This is a genomic window from Actinoplanes sp. NPDC051513 (assembly GCF_044454685.1).
GTDB lineage: Bacteria > Actinomycetota > Actinomycetes > Mycobacteriales > Micromonosporaceae > Actinoplanes.
In genome coordinates this window covers 52,796-74,312 of record NZ_JBITDW010000028.1, presented here as the reverse complement: position 1 = coordinate 74,312, position 21,517 = coordinate 52,796, and the positions used below count along the sequence as shown (strand labels likewise).

The window sequence follows — 21,517 nt, the reverse complement described above, 5'->3', positions numbered from 1 at the left end:
TCGGGCATCGGCCGAAAGTCGTACCGGATGGGGGTTAATCCCCGCCGGAGGCGGATGCCGTCGAGCGCCCGGGGCGGGGGACGCTCGTAACCCGACGACACGGAGGGAAACGATGACGACGGACGACGACAACCGGCCGGAGCGGCAGCGGGTCACGTTGACGGGGATCAGTTCCCGTGCCTGGGAGCATCCGGCGGACCGGGGCGCGCTGACGGCGCTGCGGGAGCTGCGCGGCTTCGACGACGTGGTGCGGGCCATCTTCGGCATGTGGAACGAGCGGGGGTTCCGCCTGTCGTACCTGGCCGGCGCGATTCGCGTGGACCATCGGCAGTACCCGCGGGTGTACCAGCGCTTCACCGAGGCCGCGCGCACGCTCGACGTGCCCGAGCCGCCCGAGCTGTACGTGCACCAGTCGCCGATGATCCACGGTCAGGCGATCGGCATGGACAGGCCGTTCATCGTGATCAGCACGGCGGCCGTGGAGAAGCTCGACGACGACGAGCTGCGCACACTGCTGGGCCGCGAGATCGGGCACGTGCGCAGCGGCCACGCGGTCTACCAGACGATCCTGACGCTGCTGACCCGCTGGGTGACGAACATCAGCTGGATTCCGGTGGGCGCGCTCGCGCTGCGGGCGGTGATCGTGGCCATGTACGAGTGGTGGCGCAAGGCCGAGCTCTCCGCCGACCGGGCGGGGCTGCTCGCCGCGCAGGACCAGGCCGCTTCGATCCGGCTGTTCATGAAGATGGCCGGCGGCGGCGATCTCTCGCAGATCGACACGGCGGCGTTCCTCGAACAGGCGGCCGAGTACGAGGGCGGCGGTGACCTGCGCGACAGCCTGCACAAGTTGGGCATGACGGCGTTCAGCAGCGAGCCGTTCCCGGTGGCCCGCGCGGCCGAGCTGCGCCGCTGGGTGGACTCGGGCGACTACGCGCGGATCGTGGGCGGCGACTACCCGCGCCGCGACGACGACCGGGACGCGTCGATCGCCGACGACGTGAAATCGGCCGCCGCCAGCTATCGCGACACTTTCCGCAGCTCTTCCGACCCGCTGGTGTCGCTGGTCCGCCGCGCGGGCGGCGGCGCGGCGGACCTGGCCGGCTCGGCGGCCCGCGGCGCCCGCGACTGGGCGAGCGGCCGCGGCAACAACGAGGACGGCCGGAACAACTAGGCGCTGTGCGCGGGCGCGAGGACCTGGGCGTCGTGGGCCGCCATGACCTCCTGACGGCCAGGCTCCTCGCGCAGCGCCGCGCACGCCAGCCACTCCTGCGGCACGGCGAACGCGTCGACGAGCTCGGCCATGTGCGGGCGGAGCTGCGCCAGCAGGGAGTTCACCTGCGCGGTGACCGCCTTCGAGCGCGGCGGCGTCAACCGCTGATGCTCGAGATACCACCCCTTGTGCGTCTCGATGGCGCTCAAGGCGTACAGATCGCAAATCTTTGACAAAAGGCGTTTGGTCTCGGTGTCCGTGACGCGATCGATCGCGGCGACGAACGCCTCGAGTACGACCCGGTCGACGTGCGCCGACGCCACCGCGAGCACGTGGTCCTGCACGTCGTTGAAGATGTCGAACGAGCGGGCCGGCTTCTTCGAGGCGCCGCGGCGCAGCCGCCGGATCACGCCGTCGAGCAGATGTTTCTCGCGGTCCTCGAACATTTTCAGGTGCCAGCCGCGATCGGTGAGCGCCACCTCGTCGTAGCGCCCGGGCACCGCGTCGACCAGCCGCTGGATCAGCGACCGCGCCGCCGTCCGCTCGAGCACCATCTCGCGCACCTGCTCGGCCACGAAAGTCGCGCGACCCCACCCGTCGAGCGAGCCGAACGCGTCGCGGTAGCCGGTGAGCAGCCCCTTCGCCACGAGCTGCAGCAACACGGTGTTGTCGCCCTCGAAAGTGGTGAACACGTCGGTGTCCGCCTTGAGGCCCGCCAGACGGTTCTCCGCGAGGTAGCCGGCGCCGCCCAGGGCCTCCCGGCAGGTCTGGATCGTGCGGGTCGCGTGCCACGTCTGCGCCGCCTTGAGGCCCGCCGCCCGTGACTCCAGCTCCCGCTGCCGATGCTCGTCGACCGGTCCGTCGGCCGTCTGGATTTCGTGCAACGCGCCGACCAGCTCTTCTTGAGCGAAATTCAACGCGTACGTCGTGGCCAGCGCTGTCAGCAGCTTTCGCTGGTGTGCGAGGTAGTCGTTCAGGGCGATCTCGCGTTCCTCGCCGGGCGCCGCGAACTGCCGCCGCGCCTCGCCGTACCGGATCGCGATGGTCAGCGCGCTCTTGGTGGCGGCCGAGGACGACCCACCGACGACGACCCGCCCGCGCACCAGCGTGCCGAGCATCGTGAAGAAGCGCCGGGTGTCGTTCTCGATCGGGCTCGTGTAGGCGCCGTCCGGCGCGACCTGCCCGTACCGGTCGAGCAGCATCTCGCGCGGCACGGTCACGTGATCGAAGCTCAGGCGCCCGTTGTCGACCCCGAGCAGCCCCGCCTTGTGCCCGTCGTCGCCGATCGTCACGCCCGGCATCGGGTTGCCGTCGTCGTCGCGGATCGGCACCAGCCAGGCGTGCACGCCGTACTCGCGCCCGCCGGTGATGAGCTGGGCGAACACGACGGCCATCCGGCCGTCTCGGGCCGCGTTGCCGATGTAGTCCTTGCGGGCGGCCTCGTGCGGCGTGTGCAGGTCGAAGGTCTGAGTTTCCGGGTCGTACCCGCACGTCGTGCGCAGCTGCTGCACGTCGGAGCCGTGGCCGGTCTCGGTCATCGCGAAGCAGCCCATGAGGTCGGCCGAGATGATGTCCCGCAGGTAGGCGTCGTGATGTTTCTCGGTGCCCAGCGCCACGACGGCGCCGCCGAACAGCCCCCATTGCACGCCGGCCTTCACCATCAGCGAGAGGTCGAGCTGGGCGAGCATCTCGGCGGCGACGACCGATCCTCCGGGGTCGGCGCCCCCGCCGTACGCGATGGGAAAGCCGGCCGCGATGCCCGGCTCGACCGGAAGCTCGCGGATCAGCCGGGAGATTCGCTCCCGGCTCTGCTCGAGCGTCTCGCCCGGCACCGCCACGAAATGCGACCCGGCGAGCTGCTCCCGAGCCGCCTGCCGAACATGCGCCCACCGCCCGTCGAGCGCGTCCCGAAGCCTGAAGTTACTCATGAGTAATACTGTACGTCGCCGTCAGATCGAGCGCCTGCCTGGCCGGCGCGGCAGCCGGGGCGAGCCAAGCTCGAAGCCGGCGCCGAAGACGGCAACCACCGATGACCGCAACGGGCGGCACTCACCGTGACCACGCACGACCCCGGCCATGGCAGCCCAGCCCAGCCGCCGCTTCACCGCAACGGGCCGCACCCACGATCACCCACCCCCGGGGCGGTCAGGAGGTCTGTCGTGCCCGCGTGGCAGGCCTCGACGGTGCGGCGACCTGGCGGAGGATCGTGCCCGAGATGGCCAGGATGGCCAGGCCGTTGAGGCCGTGCAGGCCGAAGAGCAGCGGGCCGGCCGTGGTCGTCCCGCCGTCGTCGCCCAGGTTCTCGGCCACCTTCGCGATGAGCACCTGGATGGTGACCAGGCCCGCGATCAGCGCCGACATACCGGTCACGCGGCGGGGGAGGCCGGCCAGCGGGGCGAAGATGGTCATCAGCACCGGCAGGAGGAACGTCACGTAGCCCAGCGTGCGGTGCGCGTCGAAGGACTCGTCGTTCGGCACGGTGGTGAAGGCTCCTGCGGCGGCGAGGAAGAACTGGGCCAGGACGACCAGCAGGTTCAGGGCGGCCAGGGCGGTGAAGGCACGGCGCATGGGTGGTCCTCTCGTCGTGATGTCCCCAGCAGGACGAGCCGGCGGGCGAGAACGTGACGGCACACGGCTACCGGGACGCGATCCGATAGCGCAGGTGGGTCACGCGGTCGCTCTCGATGACCGACGGGTTCTCCAGCATCGTGAGGGGAACCTCGTGGTCGCCGAAGAAGCGGACGCCCGCGCCGAGGACGACCGGCGCCACGTACATGTCGATCTGGTCGACCAGGCCGGCCAGCAGTGCCTGCCCGGCGAGGTCACCCGCGGCGATCGACACGTCCCGGCCGGCGGCCAGCTTCCGGGCGCGCCGCACGGCGGGCTCGAGGCCGCCGGCGAACTCGAACGGCGCGTCCGGGTAGCGGCTCGGCCAGTCCCCGGCGTCGCGGTGGGTCACCACGACGACGTGGTCCCCGATCGCCGGCTTGCCGGTCCACCCGTCGGTCAGGTCGAACAGCCGCCGCCCGATCACCGTCGCGCCGATCAGCGGCCAGGTCTCGCGCAGCAGCTCGGCGCTGCGCGCGGCCGGGCGGTACCCGCCTCGCGGCCGGTACTGCCGCGGGCCGGTCGGCAGTTCCACGTCGCCGTTGAAGTACCAGTCGAACAGCGGCCCGACCCCGTCGTCGCGGCCGGCGATGAACCCGTCGACGGAGACGGTGGCTCCGACCAGCACCCTGCTTTCGTCATTGTTCATGGCAGGAAAGACCGCCGGGCGCGGCCGGATTCATCGGTCGGCGGTCAGATGATGCTCACCGGGGACGAGGTGGTGTGTCGCGCCGTCGGGGAGGACGGCGTCGGCGGTCGTCCCGGGCGGCACCGACACCGACAGGTCGAAATGTCCGTCGCGCAGCGACCAGCGCACCTCGATCCGGCCGTACGGTGCTTCGTGCGCGGCGTGCGCCCAGGTCAGGCCGCCGCCGATGACCGGACGAACCAGAAACGTCCGATAGGCCGGCTCGACGAAACTCAGCCCGGCCACGTAGCGATGCAGGAACGAAACCACCGCGCCCTTGGCGTAGTGGTTGAGCGACTCCCTGGCCTCGCCGGAAGCCGAGACGCCGTCCCAGCGCTCCCACATGGTCGTCGCGCCGTGGTCGATCATGTAGAGCCACGAGGGCGCGGTGTCCTGCAGCAGCAGCGCGTAGGCGACGTCCGGGCGCCCGGCGCCGGCGAGTGCCGGCAGCAGGTCGGGCGTGGACAGAAAGCCGGTCGTCAGGTGGTTGCCGGCCTCCTCGACCAGCGCGACGAGCCGGTCGGCGACGGCGGCCCGCAGCGACGGCGGCACCAGGTCGAAGGCGAGCGCCCGCACATGGTTCGCCTGCGTGCCGGGGGTGAGCTGGCCATCCGCCCCGATGAACTCCCGCTGCCACGCGTCCCGGGCGCCGGCCGCCAGCGTCTCCCACGGCGCCACCGGCTCGCCGATGACCGCGGCGATCCGGGCCATCAGGCCCGCGGAGTACGCCAGGTAGGCCGTGGCCACGTCGCTCTTGTCGGCGGCGACGAAAGCCGGAAAGTCCCCGGGCTCGTCCCCCGGGGCGAGCCACTCACCCCAGTGGAATCCCGAATCCCACAGGTACGCCTCGTGCGGCTCGGCGACGGGCCGGCGGGCGACCCGGCCGGGGTGCCGGTTCTCGCGGGCCATCGCGAAACCGCGTGCCATCCACGCTTGCATCGCGGGCCAGTTCTCCGCGAGGACGCGCGTGTCCCCGTACGCCTGGAAGAGCCTCCACGGCACCACGACGATCGCGTCGCCCCACCCGGCGGAGCCGTTGAGGTGGGCCATCGGGGATCCGAAGCCCTCGGCGGGCGGGCACGGGCTCATGTTCGCGATCGTGCCGTCGTCCCACTGGTCGGCGACCACGTCGCGCAGCCATTTCGCGCTGAACCCGGCAATGTCGTAGAGGAATGCCGCGGTCCCCGCGAAAGTCTGCCAGTCACCGGTCCAGCCGGCGCGTTCCCGCTGCGGGCAGTCGGTGGGGATGTCGCACACGTTGTCGCGCAGGCTCCACACCGCGGCCTCGTGCAGGGCGTCGACCCGGGGGTCGCTGCATGCGAACCAGCCGGTGCGGCGCATGTCGGTGTGCACGACGACACCGCGTACGTCGTCGGGCGAAAGTTTCTCAGCGAGGCCCTCGACGCGCACGTAGCGGAAGCCGTGCGTGGTGTGCCGCGGCTCGAACGTTTCTCCCGGCGAGCCCGCCGGAACGACCACGTCGACCATCCCGGCCGGCAGCGGCGCGGGCAGGAACGGGAAGTCGGGCCGCAGGTGGTCGGTGGTCACGTCCCCGTCGGCATCGAGGGCCTCGCCATGGGTGAGCGTGATCGGCGTGCCGGCCGAGCCCAGGCGGGACAGGCGGATCCAGCCGTTGATGTTCTGCCCGAGGTCGACGATCTGCCGGTCGCCGACCGAGGTGATCGAGACCGGCGTGATCTCCTCGACCCGGCGCACGGGCGGGGACGGCGAGTCGGTCAGCGTGTCGTAGCCCCGGTCGGCAGTGGTCACCGGAAGCCAGGCGCTGTCGTCGAAGTCCGGCGTGTCCCAGCCGGCCGGGAAGTCGCGAAGATCGGCGCTCTCGCCGGCGATGAGGTCGGCCGTGCGGATGTGGCCGGCGGCGGAGCGCCACGACGGGCCGGTGCCGACGACGAGCGACGAGCCGTCGGCGAGCCACAGATGCAGCTCGGCGAGGAGCGCGGTCCGGTCACCCCACTGCGTGGGCTTGTGCAGGGCGCCGATCTGGCCGGCGTACCAGCCGTCGGTGAGGATCACGCCCAGCGCGTTGGCGCCCTCCCGGACGAGCGAGGTGACGTCGTAGGCCTGCACCTGGAGCCGCTTGCGGTACTGCGTGTAACCCGGCGTCAGCTCGGCGTCCCCGACCCGCTTGCCGTTGAGGAAGGCTTCGTAGATGCCGTGGGCGGTGATGTAGAGCCGGGCCCGCTCGATCGCCGGCGCCGGGAACGTTCCGCGCGTGAGCGAACCCGCCGGCTCGATCCAGGCCGCCGTCGGCAGCACGCCCGCCTCGAACCACGAGGGCGAGGACCAGTCGTGTTCGCCGAGGTCGGACCAGACCTTCACCTGCCACGTCACCCTCTCGGCGGGGACGAGGGCCTCGCCGGCGTAGGGGATCAGGATCGACCGGTCGCTCGCGACCTTCCCGGTGTCCCAGCCGTTGCCGGCGCGAAGCCGATACCCGAGTTGCCGCGCGGCGCCCGCCGGAAGCCGCCACGACAACCGCGGTTCCCGCGCGAGGATTCCGAGCGGCCGCACCAGGTGCTCGACCCCCAGGTCGTGCGCGACCCCGCTCACCGCGGCGTGGCCGGGGCGAAGTCCGGCACCGACGCCGCGCGTTTCTCGATCTCCGAGGCCTGAAGGCGGTGCCGGGCCGCCGTCTCCTGGATCTCGACGGCGTGCGCCCGCTTCTCCGCCATCGACAGCACCGAGGTGGTGCGATCGAACCAGTCCACCCCGCCCGGCGTCAGCGCGCCCCGGCAGCCGCAAGTGGCGCAGGACACCGCCGTCCCGGTCAGCTCGATCACGCTGAGGTGGCACATCGGGCAGAGGCCGGGCGCGCCCCGATAGGAGACGTCGTCAAACGCCTTGCCCAGCTGACTCGCCACGTTCGCGCCGAGCGTCGCCGCCCGCTGCAACGCCGCATCGTCGAGCACGATCGAGCGCGGCGTACCGGCCCCCTCGAAGACGACCTGGTCGGCCACGGCGATGTGCATCGAGAACGTGAGCGTGTGCATCAGCGGCAGCGCGAGCGTCTTCCACTGTGGAGTCAGCGACCCGCCGACCGCGAGGAACCCGGCCACCCGCGGCCGCAGCACCCGCTCGTCGACCCGGAACGGCACCGCCGGCTCGGTTCCGGAGCGTCGCAGCGCCACCAGCTGCTCGATGATGGCGGCGTCCGCGTTCGGCCCGAGCAGCCGGTCGACCAGCAGCTTGAGCCCTGCCGCCATGGTGCGGCTCATGATGGGCGTGCTCACGATCAGGCCGTCGCACTCGACGAGCTTCTCCCAGAGCCAGTCCAGATCGTCCTGCACGCCGAGGTCGAGGTCGACGAGCCGGACGAGCTCGTTCTCAGCGGCAGAAGCGGCGAGCGCCGTCCGCAGCAGAATCTCGGCGCTCCCGCCGGCCGCCCCCGCGCTCAGTCCCAGCACCCTGCTCATGGCCGCTCCACCAGTTCGACGAGGTTTCCTTCCGGGTCGGCCACGTAGGCCATCCGCACGCCCTTCTCCGGCGAGGGCTGCGGCGTCATGACGGGCCGGGCGCCCAGCGAGACGGCCCGCTCGAAAGCAACATCGAGGCCGCGTACGTCGAACGCGATGTGCCCGAACGCCTCGGACAGCGCCGCCTCGGCGGGATTCGCCGCCCGCAGCCCCGCCGCCGACCCCGGCCGGTGCAGCAGCTCGAGCCGGTCGCCGTGCGATGCGTGGATCAGCATCACGATGTCCAGGTCGATCGCGTCCACCCGCAGCGTCAGCTCCCGCTCGTAGCCGAACGCGGCGCAGTACCACTGGGCGGCCGCGCCGAGGTCGTGCACCGACAGGCCCACGTGGTCGAGGCGCGGCTCAGCCATGGCGGTTCAGCCCGGCAACGTCGGCGGTGAGGTACGACGCGAAGCGCCCGTTCGGGTCCCACCTCGCCTGGATCTCTTGCAGGCGCGCGAAATTGGCGTCGGACAGGAACCGGTCCTGCCGCCGGGTGAAGTCGGTGTCGCCGAGGTAGACGCCGGTTCCGGGGAGGGCGGCCGTGCGGCTGTGCACCCACGACCGGTACTTCTCGTCGTCGACCGGGTCCTCGTAGATGGCGTACGTGGCGATGTACACGTTGCCCTCGACGGAGAACGCCATGTCGGGCAACGGCCGGTTCGGCGCCCACCCGTACCAGATGGAGAACGCCTGCCTGGTGTCCAGCTCGCGCCACAACCGCAGCAGCGGCCCGGCCAGAACCGAGGCGGGCGCGTCGGTCCAGGTGCAGTCGACGGCGAAGCGGTAGCCCTCGGGGTTCTGCTCCTCCTGCGCCTGGTTCTCCTCGGCGATGGTGGTCTCGCCGCGCACGTGCCCGAGCTTGCGCCCGGCGAGGGGTCCGTCGTCGAAAGCGGCCAGCAACTCCGCGGCCTCCGCCGGTGAGGACGTCATGACGGTGGTGTGCAACAGCAGGACGGTTCCCGGGTGGGCGACACCGGGATCCAGCGGCACGCGGGGCAGGCGCGTGGCGGCGATGACCGGCTCCACCCGGCGGTCGAGTTTCGGCAGCAGCTCATGCATCCAGGCAAGCAGCGTTTCGCCGTCCTCGAGGCCGAACACCCAGGTGTCATGCCACATCACCGGATACGCCGGATACGTCCGCAGGTGGAAAGCGGTCACGATGCCCGGAAATCCGGGGCCGGCGCCACGAGCGGCCCAGTAGAGGTCGCTGTTCTGGTTCGCGTCGGCCCTGACCAACTCGCCGGAAGCCGTCACCACGTCGACGGCGGCCACGCTCTCGCAGGCCCACCCGACCGAGCGGCTGTTCCACCCCTGTCCGCCCTGCAGCAGGAACCCGCCGATCCCGACGCCGGGGCAGTGCCCGCCGGGAAAGGCGCGGCCGCGGGAAGCCAGGAAGGGCGCCAGTTCCAGGCCGCCCCGCACCGAAGGGCCCGCGACCACGATCGCCGTGCTCTCGTCGTACGCGATGTCGTGAAGATCTTGCAGATCGATGAGCAGGCCGCCGTCGCGGACGCTCCACGCCGCCCAGGAATGACCGCCGGCGCGAACGGCGACCTGCCAGCCGCGCTCGGCGGCGAGCCGCACGCCGTCAGCGACGGCTTCGGCGTCGGCGGCCACCAGCACGGCGTCGGGATAGCGGTCGGGGCGCCGGCGGTTGAAGACGCGCCCCACGCGGGCCTGTTCGTAGCCCGGCCGGTCACGCAGGAACAGACCGTCCATCCGGAGCCTCACTTTCTTGCTGTATGGAAGCCGATTTCTCGATGCGAGAGTATGCTGCGTCCCCGTGAAGCTGACCCATTTCGGCCATGCGTGCCTGCTCGTGGAGACCGGCGCCCGGCTGCTCATCGACCCCGGGACGATGTCCGACCTCGACGGCGTGCGCGACCTCGACGCCGTGCTCGTCACCCACCAGCACCCCGACCATCTCGATATCTCCCGCCTGGCGGCGCTGATGTCGGCCAACGAAAAGGCGAGCCTGGTCGTCGACGCCGACACCGCGGCCACCGTCGAGGGCCTGCCCGCACACGTCGTGGTCGAGCCGGGCGACCGCTTGCGCTTCGGCGAACGTGAGAGCGAGGCGACGGTCGACGTGCTGGGCGGACTGCACGCGGCGGTCTACGGCGACGTGCCCGGCTGTTTGAACGTGGGCTATCTCGTGGACGAGGGAGCGTTCTTCCACCCGGGCGACTCCTTTCTCGTGCCGCCGTCCGATGTGGACGTGCTCGCGGTGCCGGTGGACGGGCCGTGGCTCAAGCTGGCCGAGGCGGTCGACTACGTGCGCGCGGTCGACCCGCGGGTGGCGGTGCCGATGCACGAGGGAGAGACGACCGACCCGGCCAAGTACTGCGGGATGCTGACGGCCTTCGCCCCGCAAACAAAGCGCCTGGTCAGGGGTACATCGACGGACGTGCGCCCGTGATCCAGCCGACGAGCTGGTCGTTGTCCGTCTCGGCTACCGGCACGTCGGCGACCTTCCGGCCGCGGTTGAGCACCGCGATCCGGTCGCAGACCTCCATGGCCAGGGGCAGGTTGTGGGTGACCAGGATGCAGGCGACGCCCTGGTCGGCGAGGCGGCGGATCAGCGCCTGCACCTGCTGGGTCTGCTCGTAGCCGAGCGCCGCGGTGGGCTCGTCGAGCAGCAGCACGCCGCTCTTCTCCCCGCCGACGCGCGTCGCGCCGCGGGCGAGCGCGACCACCTGCCGCTGCCCGCCGGAGAGCATCTCCACCGGGCGGGTCATCGCCGCCGTGCGTACCCCCAGCCGCTCCAACTCCGCGGTGGAGCGTCGCCGCTGCGCCTTGTGGTCGACGAAGCCCAGCCAGCCGAGCGGGCCCCCGCGCAGGATCTCGCGGCCCAGGTTGAGGTTGGTGGCGATGTCCTGCGCGTCGACCAGCGCCAGGTCCTGGTAGACCATCTGGATGCCGGCGTGCGTAGAGTCGGCCGGTGAGGCGAACGTGGCGGGCGTGCCGTGCACCCGGATCTCGCCGCGGGTCGGCTGGTGCACGCCCGCCATCAGCTTGAGCAGCGTCGACTTGCCGGCGCCGTTGTCGCCGAGCAGGCCCAGCACCTCGCCCTGCGCCACCTCGACGTCCACGCCGTCGAGGGCGCGGACGTAGCCGTAGTGCATGTCGATGTTCTTCAATTCCAGCGCCGGCGTGGAAGTCACCGGAGTCACCTCGTTCCGGTGTGGACGGACGCGTTCGCGGACTGCACCAGGCGGCGGGAAACCGTGGTGGAAACCCACTTCTCGACGCCCAGCGAGCCGAGCAGCAGCAGGCCGGTCACCGCGGTCGCCCAGTACGGCTGGATGCCCTTGATGGTCAGCGCGTTCGAGATGGTGCCGAGGATCAGCGCGCCGACCAGCACCCGCGGCAGCGACCCGCGCCCGCCGGCCAGCGAGACGCCGGCGAGCGCCACCGCGGTCAGCGCGTTGAAGATGATGCCCGGGCTGGCGGCCGGGTTCGCCTCGGTCACCAGCGCGGTGGTGACCAGGCCGCCGAGCGCCGCGCAGAATCCGCTGACGACGAAGCCGAGCACCTTGTAGCGGTCGGCGTGGATGCCGGAGCGGCGTACCGCCTCGGGGTTGCCGCCGACTGCCATCAGCCGGATGCCGTCGCGGGTGCGGGTCAGGAAGACCGTGCCGAGCGCGAACAGCACCGCCACGATCCAGACCGGCGCCGGTACGCCCAGGTAGCGCTGGGTGCCCATGAAGGCGAGGGAGTCGAGCCCCGGGACCGTGTAGCCGCCGACGAGGGCCGAGGCGAGCCCGGACATCGCCGACAGCGTGCCGATCGTGACCACGATCGGGTTGAAGCCGCGCAGCGTGATCAGGCCGTTGACCAGCCCGACCACCGCGCCGAGGACCAGGGCCGCGACGATCGACAACCAGGTCGGCGTGCCGTGCGTGATCAGCCAGCCGCAGACGCAGCCGGCCAGCGCCGCGGTGCCCGGGATCGAGAGATCCAGGGCGCCGCCGATGATCCCGACGGCCACCCCGGCCGCGAAGATCGCGGTGATCGCCGCGGCGTTGGCGATCAGGAGCGCGTTGTCGATGCTCGCGAAGTACGGGTTCGCCCAGATGCTGAAGGCGACCAGCAGCAACGCCCAGAGGACGAAGATGCCCCGGTCCCGGACGAAGATGAGCCAGCGGATGACTGCCGGATCCCGGTCGGCTTTGTCGCTCGCAGCACGCGCGGGTGCGATCGTCACGGCCATGGTCCCCTCAGCTCAGCTTCCGGCCGTCGTGGTCTTCTGCGGCACGATCAGGATCTCACCGTTCGCCTTCGGGTCGGCCTGCATCTTGACCAGGGTGTCGAACGACTGGGTCATGTCCGCCTCGAACTGCAGCGCCACCGAGGCGTAGATCTTGCCGTCCTTCACATTCTTGAGAACCTCGTCGTTGCCGCCGAAGTCGGTGACACAAGCGAGCTTCTTGCCGGCCGCGTCGGCCGCGCCGAGCGCGCCGAGCGCGCCCTCGTCGTTGGCCGACATGACCGCGCTCAGGTCGGGGTTGCCCTGCAGCACGTTGCCGATGTCGGTCTGGCCCTTGGCCCGGTCGACGACGTTGATGGTCTGCACGACGGTGGCGTTGGGGGCGGCGGCCTTCAGCGCGTCGAGGGCCGACTTGTCGAAGACCTCCTTGCCGGCCGAGCCTTCCTGACTGGCCGTGTAGAGAACCTTCGCGGCGCCGCCCAGCTTCTCGGTGATGCACTTGCCGAGCTGCGAGCCGAGCTCCTTGCCGCCGGCCTCGTAGTCGATGTAGTCGAACGTGATGCCCGGCTGGGGGCCGGTGTACCCGTACTCGTCGGGCTTGCCGTTGACCAGGATCGGCACGCCCTTGGACTGGGCGGTCTTGAGGATCTGGCCCATCGACTTGGGCGCGACCGCGATCACCCAGGCGGCGCCGGCCCGGCCCGAGCTGATCACCTCGTTGAGCTGCTGGGTCTGCTTGGTCGCGTCGAAGTTGGGGTCCTGGACGATGACCTCCCAGCTCTTCGACTTGGCGTAACCCTTCACGCCCTCGGAGAGGCCCTTCAGCGCCGGCGGCGCGAGGGAGAGGGGGGAGAAGACCAACGTCTGGGGGAGCTTGTTGGCGGCAGCGCCGATGGTGCCCGAGTCGTCGCTCGATGAGTTGCCGCACGCGGCGGTGAGCAGGAGCGGAGCGGCCAGAGCGGCGGCCAGGGCGGTGCGGAGAACGGTCATCGCGAACTCCTTGCTATGAGCGTTACTTTCACATCGTGAAAGCCGATTTCTTTTAGATGTGAGAAACATAGGTGAGCTGTTGCACGATGTCCATGGCTTGACCGGACGATTTCTCACCTGTGACGGCTAACCGTGCTGCCAGGACGTTTCGAGGCCACGCACCAGGGCGACCATGGCGTCGTGGGCGGGCGTGGGCACGCCGTGGCGGCGTCCCTCGGCGGCTACGCCGCCGTTGAGAACGTCGATTTCGGTGGTACGGCGGGCGAGCACGTCCTGCAACATCGAGGGCTTGTGCGCGTACGCCTCCCGCACCGCCTCCTCGACCGCATGCCGAGGGTCGCGCGTGAGGGGGATGCCGGCTCTCGCGCAGACCCGTTCCGCCTCGTCGATCAGGCGTTCCACCTCTCTTCGCAGCGCCGGATCGGTGCAGACGGCACCGACGGTGAGGCCGGTGAGCGCAGAGAGCGGGCTGGTCGCGGCGTTGAACACGACTTTCGTCCACTGAGGGCCGCGCGCGTCGTCGACGGCGTGGGTCTTCAGACCGCCCTGGTTGAGCTTCTCCGCCAGCAGCGCGATCTCGCCGGCTCGGGCGGGGCTCGGCTCGAAGGGGCCGATCCAGGTGTCGCCGGGTGCGTCGTAGCGCACGACGCCGGGGGCGGTGACCGCGCCCGCGGTGACGATGGTGCCGCGGATGACCCGGGGGACCAGTCCGGCGATCACCTCCTCGTTACCGACGCCGTTCTGCACGCTGACGACGGCGGCGTCCTGCAACGCATGCCGCGCTCCCGTCATCGCCGCGTGGGTGTGCTGTGCCTTGGTCGCGACGATGCCGAAGTCGCAGGGCGGCAGGCCGGCGGCGTCGGTGAGGGTCTGGACGGGGGCGGTGAAATCGGCGAGGCCGGTGACTTTCAGGCCATGCTCACGAATGGCTTGCATGTGCTCGGGCCACGGGTCCACGGCCCAGACCTCGACCCCGGATGCTCGGGTGAGATGGGCGGCGTAGAGGCTGCCGATCGCGCCGCACCCCAGGATCGCGACGCGCACCACCTCGCCGCTCATGACGCGGCCGGCGCGGGCTGCGCTGCCGGCTCGGGCTGCGCTGCCGGCTCGGGCTGCGCTGCCGGCTCGGGCTGCGCTGCCGGCTCGGGCTGCGCTGCCGGCTCGGGTTGGGCTGCCGGCTTGGGTTGGGCTGCCGGCTCGGGCGGGGCTGCCGGCTCGGTGAGCGCGGCGCGGGCCAGGGCCGCGCAGGTCGCCGGATCGGCGCCGCCGACGCCGAGGCCACCCACCACCGCGCCCCCCAGCTCGACCGGAAGACCGCCGGGCGCCGCCAGCAGAGGCGCCGGGTGCAGGGCCGGGAGTTGCGTGGCCGGATACCAGTCGGCCAGTTGCTCGCTCGGCACGCCGAACCGGGCCGCCGCGCTCGCCGTCGCCAGCGCGACCTCGACGCCGCCGGCCGGGGCGTCGTCCATCCGGTCCTGCTGGATGGGGTCGCCGCCACGGTCGACCACCGCGACGCTGACTTTCAGGCCCTGAGCCCCGGCCGCGGCCAGGACGCGATCGCAGAGGTCGAGGGCCCAGTCCAGCTCGCGCTGCCGGGCGGCGGGCAGGGCCGGCTTCATGCCGAGGCTGTCGGCGGGGGAGACGGTCAGATCGCCGAAACGGGCCTGCCAGCGGGCCCGATCGTCGCCGTGCTGGCCGGCGTACGGCACGCCCATGGCGTACGCGATGAGCAGGTCTTCCGGGTTCGCGGGCTCGCCGTCGGCGCTGACCACCTCGGGCGCCACCCCGGTCGGGAGGAACGGGCTGACCGTCGCGCCCGACGCCGAGATGCCGCCGGTCACGACGCCGTCGCCGTCGCGGATGGGCAGGCCGCCCGCCCCGGGGAAGAGCGCCTCGGGCGAGGCGGTCACGAAGCCCGTGCTGATCGGCGCGGGCAGCGTGGTCATCCGTTGGAGGTGCTCCGAGCTGGGGATCTGCTGGGTCGCCGAGATCCAGGCCTTGGAGCGGGCGCGGGCCATGCCGCCCGGGCCGCCGTGGTCCAGCCGCGACGCCGTGACCAGGGCGCCGCTCGCACCGACCACGGCGATCGCGCCGCGCAGCCCGAGTTGCTCGGCCTTGTCCACCGCCCGCCGCACGAGCTCGCGCGCGTCGGCGAGCGAGATGTCGGCCGGATGGATGCCGGCGTCCATCAGGCGCCGACCATGTTGTACCCGCCGTCGGCGACCATGTAGCCGCCGGTCATGTGGAAGGCGTCGTCGGTGGCCAGGAACAGCGCCGTGCCGGCCAGCTCGGCGGGACCGGGGATGCGGCCCATCGGGGTCATCTTGCGCAGCTGGTCGCCGCGGCCCTCACGCCAATCCTTGCGGCCCAGCGTCGCCTCGGTCTCGATGAAACCGGGGGCGAACACGTTGACCCGGACGACGGGGGCGAAGGCGTGCGCGTACGACTTGGTGAGGCCGAGCAGGCCGTACTTGGCCGCCGCGTACTGCGGGGCCCGGGCGCTGCCCCGGACGATCACGGTGGAGCCGATGTTGACGATCGCGCCGTGGCCCTGGTCGAGCATGCGGGCGCCGAACTCGTGGACGCAGGCCATCGTGCCCTTGATGTCGACGGCGAGGACATGGTCGACCGACTCCTCGGTGATGTCCCGCCACGACATCTGCTCGCGGGCCACGTCGCCGACGTTGTTGATGACCGCGTCGACGCCGCGGAGCTGCTGGAACGCCTCGTCGGCCAGCCGCGCCACCTGCGACCAGCCGGCGATGTCGGCCTGCAGCAGCACCGGCTCGGCGCCCGCGTCGCGGACCCGGTCGGCGGTCTGCTCGGCGCCGGCCTTGGACGAGCGGTAATGCACGCCGACAACGCGGGCGCCCTCCTGGGCGGCGCGGACCGCGATCTCGGCGCCGAAGCCGGTGCCGGCGCCGGTCACCACGACCGAGCGGCCCTCGAAGCGGCGGGGGAGGGGAACGGGATTCAAAGCCACTGGAGCTTTCCTTTCGGACGGTTCAGACGAGCACGCGCCCGCCGTCGACATAGAGGACCTGGCCGGTGATGAAGCCGGCCCGGTCGGAGGCGAGGAAGGTGACCGCGTCGGCGACCTCCTCCGGCACGCCGAGACGCTGGGCCGGGACGAGACTTTCCAGGGCGGCGCGATTGCCGTTCCGGTCGAGGTGGTCCTTGGTCAGATCCGTCTCGATGTAACCGGGCGCGACGGCGTTGACGGTCACTCCGTGCGCCGCCCATTCGCGCGCCATCACGCGTACGAGTTGGTTGAGACCGCCTTTTGTCGCGGCATAGGGCGCGTGGTTGGCGTGCGCCAGCAAGCCGGAGACGGACGACACGAAGATCATCCGGCCGTAGCCGGCGCCGACCATCAGCCGCCCGACCTGCTGACCCAGCCAGTAGGCGGTGGAGAGATTCAGCTCGACGAGCTGCTGCCAATCGGCATCGGTGAGATCGAGGACCGGGCGGCGCACGTTGCGCCCGACGGCATGCAGGAACACCTGGGGTACGCCGATGCGCGCGGTCGCCTCCTCGACGACCTGCCGGCAGCGTCCGGCATCGCGCAGGTCGCAGGCGATGGTCTCGATGACGCCGCCCGCCTCCTTGGCCGCGCGCGCCACCGTCTCGAGCTTGTGCTCGTCGACGTCGACCAGCGCGACCCGGGCGCCCTGGACGGCGAGGCTCATTGCGCTCGCGCCGCCGAGACCACCCGCACCGACTACGAGGGCCGGCCGACCGGAGAGCGCTAGCCAGTCAACCATGAGATACCCCTTGCTCTCGGCAGATCAGTTCTCGCATTGTGAAAGCGATTATCCGATACCGTAGACGCCGGGTTCGGGGCTGTCCAGGCTCCAGTTGCGCGGGGCTCTACGCTCATGCTTTTCACCAACTTTCCGCGGGGAGCACCATGGCGGACGCGAAGCCGGAGTACCGGGTCGAGGCCTTGGCCAAGGGCCTGCGCCTGCTGAGCCTCTTCACCGAGCAGCGGCCGACCTGGCGGGTCACCGACCTCGCCGAGGCGGCCGGGCTGCCGATGCCGACGGCGTACCGGGTGGTGCAGACGCTCACCTCCGAGGGCTACCTCGATCATCTGCCGAGCGGGGACTACCGGCCGGGCGTTCGCGTCCTTACCCTCGGCAGCGCCGCGCTGCGCAGCCTCGACCTCGTCGAGCTGGCCACGCCGCGCCTGCAGCGGCTGGCCACCGACACGGGCGAGACCGTCAACCTCGCGGTGCTGACCGGCGACCGCGTGTTGTACCTCGTGCGGCTGCGCAACTCCGACCTGGTCACGGCCAACATCCAGGTGGGCTCGACGCTGCCGGCCGTGCACACCTCGATCGGCAAGCTGCTGCTCGCGCACCTCGAGCCGGCCGAGCTGAAGGCGCGCGTCACGGCCGAGTCGTTCCCGGCGCAGCACGGCCCCAACGCCAAGGTCTCCCTCGACGAGCTGGGCGAGGAGCTCGCGCGGATCCGGGAGCAGGGCTGGGCGGTTCAGGACGAGGAGCTCGCGTACGGGCTGAGGTCGGTGGCCGGGCCGATCACCGGTCCGGACGGTCGTGTCGTGGCCGGGGTCAACCTCGCCGTGCAGGCCCGCGACTGGTCGGCGCAGCGGATCGTGCGTGAGCTGAAGCCCGTGGTGCTGGCGACCTGCACGCAGATCTCTCAGCTCGTAGCCGGTTCGTAAAACGGACTTCACGGTACGAGAGTGCTACCGTTGACGGTGCTTTCCCGATCGAAAGGGTGATCCACAGTGCTGCAGGGGGACGACGACATCTCCGGGTGAGCCCGGCCGTGTCTCTTCGCGTCGTCATATCCCTTCCTGCCGGTTTTCTACCGGTTTATCGCGCTGAGGTTTGCCTTCATGTCCGACATTTACGTCGTCTGCTCCCACGTGTCCTTTTCCTGGCTGGACGACACCCCCGTCTTCCACGACCTCTCGTTCAGCGTGCCCTCCGGCCGTACGGGATTGGTCGCCGCCAACGGCAGCGGGAAAAGCACCCTGCTCAAGCTCATCGCCGGCGCGGTGAAGCCGCTCGACGGCTCGATCACGGTGACCGGCACGCTCGGTTATCTGCCGCAGGACCTGCCGCTGTCGTCGTCGCTGAGCGTGGCCGAGGTGCTCGGCGTCGACGCACAGCTGCGCGCGCTGCACGCGATCGAGGCCGGCGAGACCGGCGAGGACCACTTCACGATCATCGGCAACGACTGGGACGTCGAGGAGCGCAGCCGCGCCCAGCTCGACCGGCTCGGCCTCGCCGACGTGACCCTCGACCGCCCGCTCGGCACGCTCAGCGGCGGCCAGATCGTCTCGCTCGGGCTCGCCGCCCAGTTGCTCAAGCGCCCCGACGTGCTGCTGCTCGACGAGCCCACCAACAACCTTGACGGGGACGCGCGCGCCCGGCTCTACGACGTGCTCGACGACTTCGCCGGCTGCCTGCTCGTGGTCAGCCACGACCGCACGCTGCTCGACCGGATGGACCGGATCGCGTCGCTCGACCGCGGTTCACTTTCGCTGTTCGGTGGCAACTTTTCCGCGTACGAGGAGTCGGTCGCGGCCGCGCAGGAGGTGGCCGAGAAGAACGTCCGCAGCGCCGAGCAGGAGGTCAAGCGCGAGAAGCGCGAGCTCCAGCAGGCCCGCGAGCGGGCGGCCCGGCGCGCGTCGACGGCGAGCCGCAACCTCAAGAACGCCGGCCTCCCGAAAATTTTCGCCGGCACCATGAAGCGCGGCGCCGAGGTGGCGGCCGGCAAGGCTGCCGACACGCACGCCTCGCGGGTGGCGGATGCGCGGGCCCGGCTGGAAGAGGCCGAGCGGGCGCTCCGCGAGGACGACCGCATCGTGATCGACCTGCCCGGCACGGCCGTTCCCGCCGGCCGGACCCTGTTCGAGGGCTCGGAGCTCGGGGTTCGTGATCTCTTCACGGGCCTGGACCTTACGATCCGCGGGCCCGAGCGGATCGCGCTGAGCGGGCCGAACGGCTCCGGCAAGTCCACGCTGCTGCGTCTGATCGCCGGCGACCTTTCCCCCGATGCGGGCGCGGTCCGGCACGCGGACGGCCGGGTCGCGTACCTCTCGCAGCGCCTGGATCTCCTCGACCCGGACCGCACGGTCGCCGAGAACATGGCGGCGTTCGCCCCGACGCTGCCGGACGCCGAGCGGATGAACCGGCTGGCCCGCTTCCTCTTCCGGGGCGGGCGGGCCCACCTGCCGGTCCGGGTCCTCTCCGGGGGCGAGCGGCTGCGTGCCACGCTCGCCTGCGTGCTGTGCGCCGAGCCGGCGCCGCAGCTGTTGCTGCTGGACGAGCCGACCAACAACCTGGACCTGGTCAGCGTGGGCCAGCTGGAGAGCGCGCTGAACTCGTACCGGGGAGCGTTCGTCGTGGTGTCGCACGACGGGCGCTTCCTCGACGAGATCGGCATCGACCGGCGCATGCGCCTGGCCGACGGGCGGCTGCTCCCGGTGTGAGTGGGCGCTTGCCCACTTTAAGTGGGCGCTTGCCCACTTTAAGTGGGCGCTTGCCCACTTTAAGTGGGCGCTTGCCCACTTCGAGTGGGCGCTTGCCCACTCGAGCGTTCGGGGCAGGATGGGACGAGTCGCTTCTCGGGGAGGTCTTTCACCATGGTTGAGTACCGGCCGTTCGGGCGCACCGGCGTGCAGATCAGCAACCTCACGCTCGGCGCCATGAACTTCGGCAAATCCGGGAACCCCGATCACGAGGACGGGATCCGGATCATCCACCGCGCCTTGGACGAGGGGATCACCGCGATCGACACCGCGGACGTCTACTCGCAGGGGGAGAGCGAGGAGGTCGTCGGGAAGGCCCTCGAAGGGCGGCGCGACGACGTCTTCCTCGCCAGCAAGTTCCACGGGCAGATGGGGGACGGCCTCAACACCAAGGGAAACTCGCGGCGGTGGATCGTCGCCGAGGTGGAGAACAGCCTGCGGCGGCTCCGTACCGACTGGATCGACCTGTACCAGGTGCACCGGCCCGAGCCGGAGACGGACTTCGACGAGACGCTGGGGGCGCTGTCCGACCTCGTACGCCAAGGAAAGATCCGTTATATCGGGACGTCCACCTTCGAGCCGTCCGCGATCGTCGAGGGACAGTGGATCGCGGAACGGCGCGGGCGGGAACGGGTGGTGAGCGAGCAGCCGCCGTACTCGATCCTGGTGCGCGGCATCGAACGTGAGATGCTCCCGGTGGCCTCCCGCTACGGCCTCGCCGTTCTTCCGTGGAGCCCGCTCGGCGGCGGGTACCTCTCCGGCCGCTATCACTCGGGAATGACGTCGCCGCTCTCGCTGCGCGTGTCGCGGCTTCCCGAGCGGTACGACCCGACGCGGCCGTCCAATGCGGCGAAACTTCAAGCCGTCGACGAGCTCACGAAGCTGGCGGCCGGGGTGGGGATGTCGCTGATCCACCTCGCGCTGGGGTTCGTGCTCGCGCACCCGGCGATCACCTCGGCGATCATCGGGCCGCGGACGATGGAGCACCTCGAGTCGCAGCTGGGCGCGCCCTCGCTCACGGCGGACCTGCTCGACCGGATCGACGAGATCGTGCCGCCGGGGACGAACCTCAACCCGGTCGACGCGGGGTACACGCCGCCGTCGCTGACCGACCGGAGCCTGCGTCGCCGAACCTCGTAGGGTGGCGGGGTGCCGCCACGCCGTACCCGTCAGGGACCACCGCGCCCGCCTTCCGTGCCCATCGAGATCCAGCCGGCCTCCGGGGTTCAGCTGGATCTCGAGTACGAGCAGACCGTGACGTCGGCGCTTTACCGCGACGCCGATCTCTCGGGCACGGTGGCGGGGGCGGTGGAGTTTCTGCAGTGCCGTTTCGAGAAGGCTTCGCTCGCCGGTTCGCATTTGGCTCAGGTTCGATTCATCGATTGTGTGGCTGATGTCGCGGACTTCTCGAATTTGCGCGGTGAGCGGGGCGTGCTCGAGCGGGTCGGGGTGACCGGGTCGCGGATGACGGGGCTGGCCTGGAACGACGGGCTGCTCAGCGACGTCACCTTCGCCGACTGCAAGGTGGATCTGACGAACTGGCGGTTCGCCCGGTTCGACGTGGTGACCTTCACCGATTGCAACCTGGCGGGCGCCGACTTCACTCACGCCGACTTGCGCGGGGCCAGCTTCACGCGGTGCGATCTGTCCCGGGCGCAGTTCCACAACGCGACCATGGAAGGGGCGCGGTTCCGCAGCTGCGAGCTGCAAGGGATCGGCGGCCTGACCAGCTGGGCGGGCGCGATCGTGCATCCCGACGACCTGCTGGCGCTCTCGTACGCCCTCGCCGGCGCGCTCGGCATCACGGTTTCCGACAAGGATCGCTGAGCCG

General features: G+C 71.0%; 20 protein-coding genes. 6 read left to right on the top strand and 14 right to left on the bottom strand.

What is annotated here, in order from left to right; genetic code table 11:
* The first annotated feature begins 112 nt into the window (after window positions 1-112).
* On the top strand, window positions 113-1,171 hold the full coding sequence (locus ACIA5D_RS44285; RefSeq protein WP_396036672.1) for a M48 family metallopeptidase: 1,059 nt from the start codon (window positions 113-115) through the stop codon (window positions 1,169-1,171).
* On the opposite strand, the gene ACIA5D_RS44280 is transcribed toward ACIA5D_RS44285, so the two are convergent.
* The 7 genes from ACIA5D_RS44280 to ACIA5D_RS44250 form a co-directional block, all read right to left on the bottom strand.
* The gene (locus ACIA5D_RS44280; RefSeq protein ID WP_396036671.1) at window positions 1,168-3,138 is read right to left on the bottom strand and encodes an acyl-CoA dehydrogenase; all 1,971 of its coding nucleotides are present in this window, start codon (window positions 3,136-3,138) and stop codon (window positions 1,168-1,170) included. The two genes, ACIA5D_RS44285 and ACIA5D_RS44280, sit on opposite strands and share 4 nt — an antisense overlap.
* A 217-nt stretch (window positions 3,139-3,355) precedes the next feature.
* Window positions 3,356-3,778, bottom strand: a complete 423-nt coding sequence (locus tag ACIA5D_RS44275) for a DUF6220 domain-containing protein (protein WP_396036670.1) — start codon at window positions 3,776-3,778, stop codon at window positions 3,356-3,358.
* Window positions 3,779-3,845: 67 nt separating this feature from the next.
* Window positions 3,846-4,466, bottom strand: a complete 621-nt coding sequence (locus tag ACIA5D_RS44270; RefSeq protein WP_396036669.1) for a dihydrofolate reductase family protein — start codon at window positions 4,464-4,466, stop codon at window positions 3,846-3,848.
* 30 nt (window positions 4,467-4,496) lie between these two features.
* On the bottom strand, window positions 4,497-7,076 hold the full coding sequence (locus tag ACIA5D_RS44265; protein ID WP_396036668.1) for a glycoside hydrolase family 78 protein: 2,580 nt from the start codon (window positions 7,074-7,076) through the stop codon (window positions 4,497-4,499).
* Window positions 7,073-7,939: a flavodoxin family protein gene (locus ACIA5D_RS44260; protein ID WP_396036667.1), complete on the bottom strand. Its 867-nt coding sequence runs from the start codon at window positions 7,937-7,939 to the stop codon at window positions 7,073-7,075. The genes ACIA5D_RS44265 and ACIA5D_RS44260 overlap by 4 nt, the downstream gene beginning before the upstream one ends.
* Complete coding sequence (locus ACIA5D_RS44255; RefSeq protein WP_396036666.1) at window positions 7,936-8,349, bottom strand: VOC family protein; 414 nt, start codon at window positions 8,347-8,349, stop codon at window positions 7,936-7,938. The genes ACIA5D_RS44260 and ACIA5D_RS44255 overlap by 4 nt, the downstream gene beginning before the upstream one ends.
* Window positions 8,342-9,700: an FAD-binding oxidoreductase gene (locus ACIA5D_RS44250; protein WP_396036665.1), complete on the bottom strand. Its 1,359-nt coding sequence runs from the start codon at window positions 9,698-9,700 to the stop codon at window positions 8,342-8,344. Before ACIA5D_RS44250 ends, ACIA5D_RS44255 begins: the two co-directional genes overlap by 8 nt.
* Window positions 9,701-9,764: 64 nt before the next feature.
* Here ACIA5D_RS44250 and ACIA5D_RS44245 point away from each other — a divergent pair, with 64 nt between their 5' ends.
* Complete coding sequence (locus tag ACIA5D_RS44245; protein ID WP_396036664.1) at window positions 9,765-10,400, top strand: MBL fold metallo-hydrolase; 636 nt, start codon at window positions 9,765-9,767, stop codon at window positions 10,398-10,400.
* On the opposite strand, the gene ACIA5D_RS44240 is transcribed toward ACIA5D_RS44245, so the two are convergent.
* From ACIA5D_RS44240 to ACIA5D_RS44210, 7 genes are all read right to left on the bottom strand, one after another.
* Window positions 10,369-11,145, bottom strand: coding sequence for an ATP-binding cassette domain-containing protein (locus ACIA5D_RS44240; protein WP_396036663.1), 777 nt, complete (start codon window positions 11,143-11,145; stop codon window positions 10,369-10,371). The two genes, ACIA5D_RS44245 and ACIA5D_RS44240, sit on opposite strands and share 32 nt — an antisense overlap.
* A 5-nt stretch (window positions 11,146-11,150) precedes the next feature.
* Entirely contained in the window at window positions 11,151-12,188 is a 1,038-nt protein-coding gene (locus ACIA5D_RS44235; RefSeq protein ID WP_396036662.1) for an ABC transporter permease, read from the bottom strand.
* An 18-nt stretch (window positions 12,189-12,206) separates the two neighbouring features.
* Window positions 12,207-13,181 carry a sugar ABC transporter substrate-binding protein gene (locus tag ACIA5D_RS44230; protein WP_396036661.1) on the bottom strand — a complete coding sequence of 325 codons (975 nt, stop codon included), beginning with the start codon at window positions 13,179-13,181 and terminating at the stop codon, window positions 12,207-12,209.
* Between the two features lie 126 nt (window positions 13,182-13,307).
* Window positions 13,308-14,240 (bottom strand): ketopantoate reductase family protein, encoded by a 933-nt coding sequence (locus tag ACIA5D_RS44225; RefSeq protein ID WP_396036660.1) that lies wholly within the window; start codon window positions 14,238-14,240, stop codon window positions 13,308-13,310.
* On the bottom strand, window positions 14,237-15,370 hold the full coding sequence (locus ACIA5D_RS44220; RefSeq protein ID WP_396036659.1) for a heme-binding protein: 1,134 nt from the start codon (window positions 15,368-15,370) through the stop codon (window positions 14,237-14,239). The genes ACIA5D_RS44225 and ACIA5D_RS44220 overlap by 4 nt, the downstream gene beginning before the upstream one ends.
* Window positions 15,370-16,164: an SDR family NAD(P)-dependent oxidoreductase gene (locus ACIA5D_RS44215; RefSeq protein WP_396036658.1), complete on the bottom strand. Its 795-nt coding sequence runs from the start codon at window positions 16,162-16,164 to the stop codon at window positions 15,370-15,372. Before ACIA5D_RS44215 ends, ACIA5D_RS44220 begins: the two co-directional genes overlap by 1 nt.
* Window positions 16,165-16,186: 22 nt before the next feature.
* Complete coding sequence (locus ACIA5D_RS44210; protein ID WP_396036657.1) at window positions 16,187-16,945, bottom strand: SDR family NAD(P)-dependent oxidoreductase; 759 nt, start codon at window positions 16,943-16,945, stop codon at window positions 16,187-16,189.
* Between the two features lie 146 nt (window positions 16,946-17,091).
* Between ACIA5D_RS44210 and ACIA5D_RS44205 the strand changes: the two genes are divergently transcribed.
* The 4 genes from ACIA5D_RS44205 to ACIA5D_RS44190 all read left to right on the top strand — a co-directional run bounded on the left by ACIA5D_RS44205 (window position 17,092) and on the right by ACIA5D_RS44190 (window position 21,513).
* Window positions 17,092-17,868, top strand: a complete 777-nt coding sequence (locus ACIA5D_RS44205) for an IclR family transcriptional regulator (protein ID WP_396036656.1) — start codon at window positions 17,092-17,094, stop codon at window positions 17,866-17,868.
* 177 nt (window positions 17,869-18,045) lie between these two features.
* A complete protein-coding gene (locus tag ACIA5D_RS44200) occupies window positions 18,046-19,647 on the top strand; it encodes an ABC-F family ATP-binding cassette domain-containing protein (protein WP_396036655.1) in 1,602 nt (533 codons plus the stop codon).
* 153 nt (window positions 19,648-19,800) lie between these two features.
* Window positions 19,801-20,826, top strand: a complete 1,026-nt coding sequence (locus ACIA5D_RS44195; protein WP_396036654.1) for an aldo/keto reductase — start codon at window positions 19,801-19,803, stop codon at window positions 20,824-20,826.
* A 54-nt stretch (window positions 20,827-20,880) separates the two neighbouring features.
* On the top strand, window positions 20,881-21,513 hold the full coding sequence (locus ACIA5D_RS44190; protein ID WP_396036653.1) for a pentapeptide repeat-containing protein: 633 nt from the start codon (window positions 20,881-20,883) through the stop codon (window positions 21,511-21,513).
* Window positions 21,514-21,517 lie beyond the last annotated feature (4 nt).

Excerpts from the sequence above, each read along its gene's own strand:
- ACIA5D_RS44285 (WP_396036672.1), top strand. The coding sequence starts at position 113 with ATGACGACGGACGACGACAACCGGCCGGAGCGGCAGCGGGTCACGTTG.
- ACIA5D_RS44280 (WP_396036671.1), bottom strand. The coding sequence starts at position 3,138 with ATGAGTAACTTCAGGCTTCGGGACGCGCTCGACGGGCGGTGGGCGCAT.
- ACIA5D_RS44275 (WP_396036670.1), bottom strand. The coding sequence starts at position 3,778 with ATGCGCCGTGCCTTCACCGCCCTGGCCGCCCTGAACCTGCTGGTCGTC.
- ACIA5D_RS44270 (WP_396036669.1), bottom strand. The coding sequence starts at position 4,466 with ATGAACAATGACGAAAGCAGGGTGCTGGTCGGAGCCACCGTCTCCGTC.
- ACIA5D_RS44260 (WP_396036667.1), bottom strand. The coding sequence starts at position 7,939 with ATGAGCAGGGTGCTGGGACTGAGCGCGGGGGCGGCCGGCGGGAGCGCC.
- ACIA5D_RS44255 (WP_396036666.1), bottom strand. The coding sequence starts at position 8,349 with ATGGCTGAGCCGCGCCTCGACCACGTGGGCCTGTCGGTGCACGACCTC.
- ACIA5D_RS44250 (WP_396036665.1), bottom strand. The coding sequence starts at position 9,700 with ATGGACGGTCTGTTCCTGCGTGACCGGCCGGGCTACGAACAGGCCCGC.
- ACIA5D_RS44230 (WP_396036661.1), bottom strand. The coding sequence starts at position 13,181 with ATGACCGTTCTCCGCACCGCCCTGGCCGCCGCTCTGGCCGCTCCGCTC.
- ACIA5D_RS44225 (WP_396036660.1), bottom strand. The coding sequence starts at position 14,240 with ATGAGCGGCGAGGTGGTGCGCGTCGCGATCCTGGGGTGCGGCGCGATC.
- ACIA5D_RS44220 (WP_396036659.1), bottom strand. The coding sequence starts at position 15,370 with ATGGACGCCGGCATCCATCCGGCCGACATCTCGCTCGCCGACGCGCGC.
- ACIA5D_RS44210 (WP_396036657.1), bottom strand. The coding sequence starts at position 16,945 with ATGGTTGACTGGCTAGCGCTCTCCGGTCGGCCGGCCCTCGTAGTCGGT.
- ACIA5D_RS44205 (WP_396036656.1), top strand. The coding sequence starts at position 17,092 with ATGGCGGACGCGAAGCCGGAGTACCGGGTCGAGGCCTTGGCCAAGGGC.
- ACIA5D_RS44200 (WP_396036655.1), top strand. The coding sequence starts at position 18,046 with ATGTCCGACATTTACGTCGTCTGCTCCCACGTGTCCTTTTCCTGGCTG.
- ACIA5D_RS44195 (WP_396036654.1), top strand. The coding sequence starts at position 19,801 with ATGGTTGAGTACCGGCCGTTCGGGCGCACCGGCGTGCAGATCAGCAAC.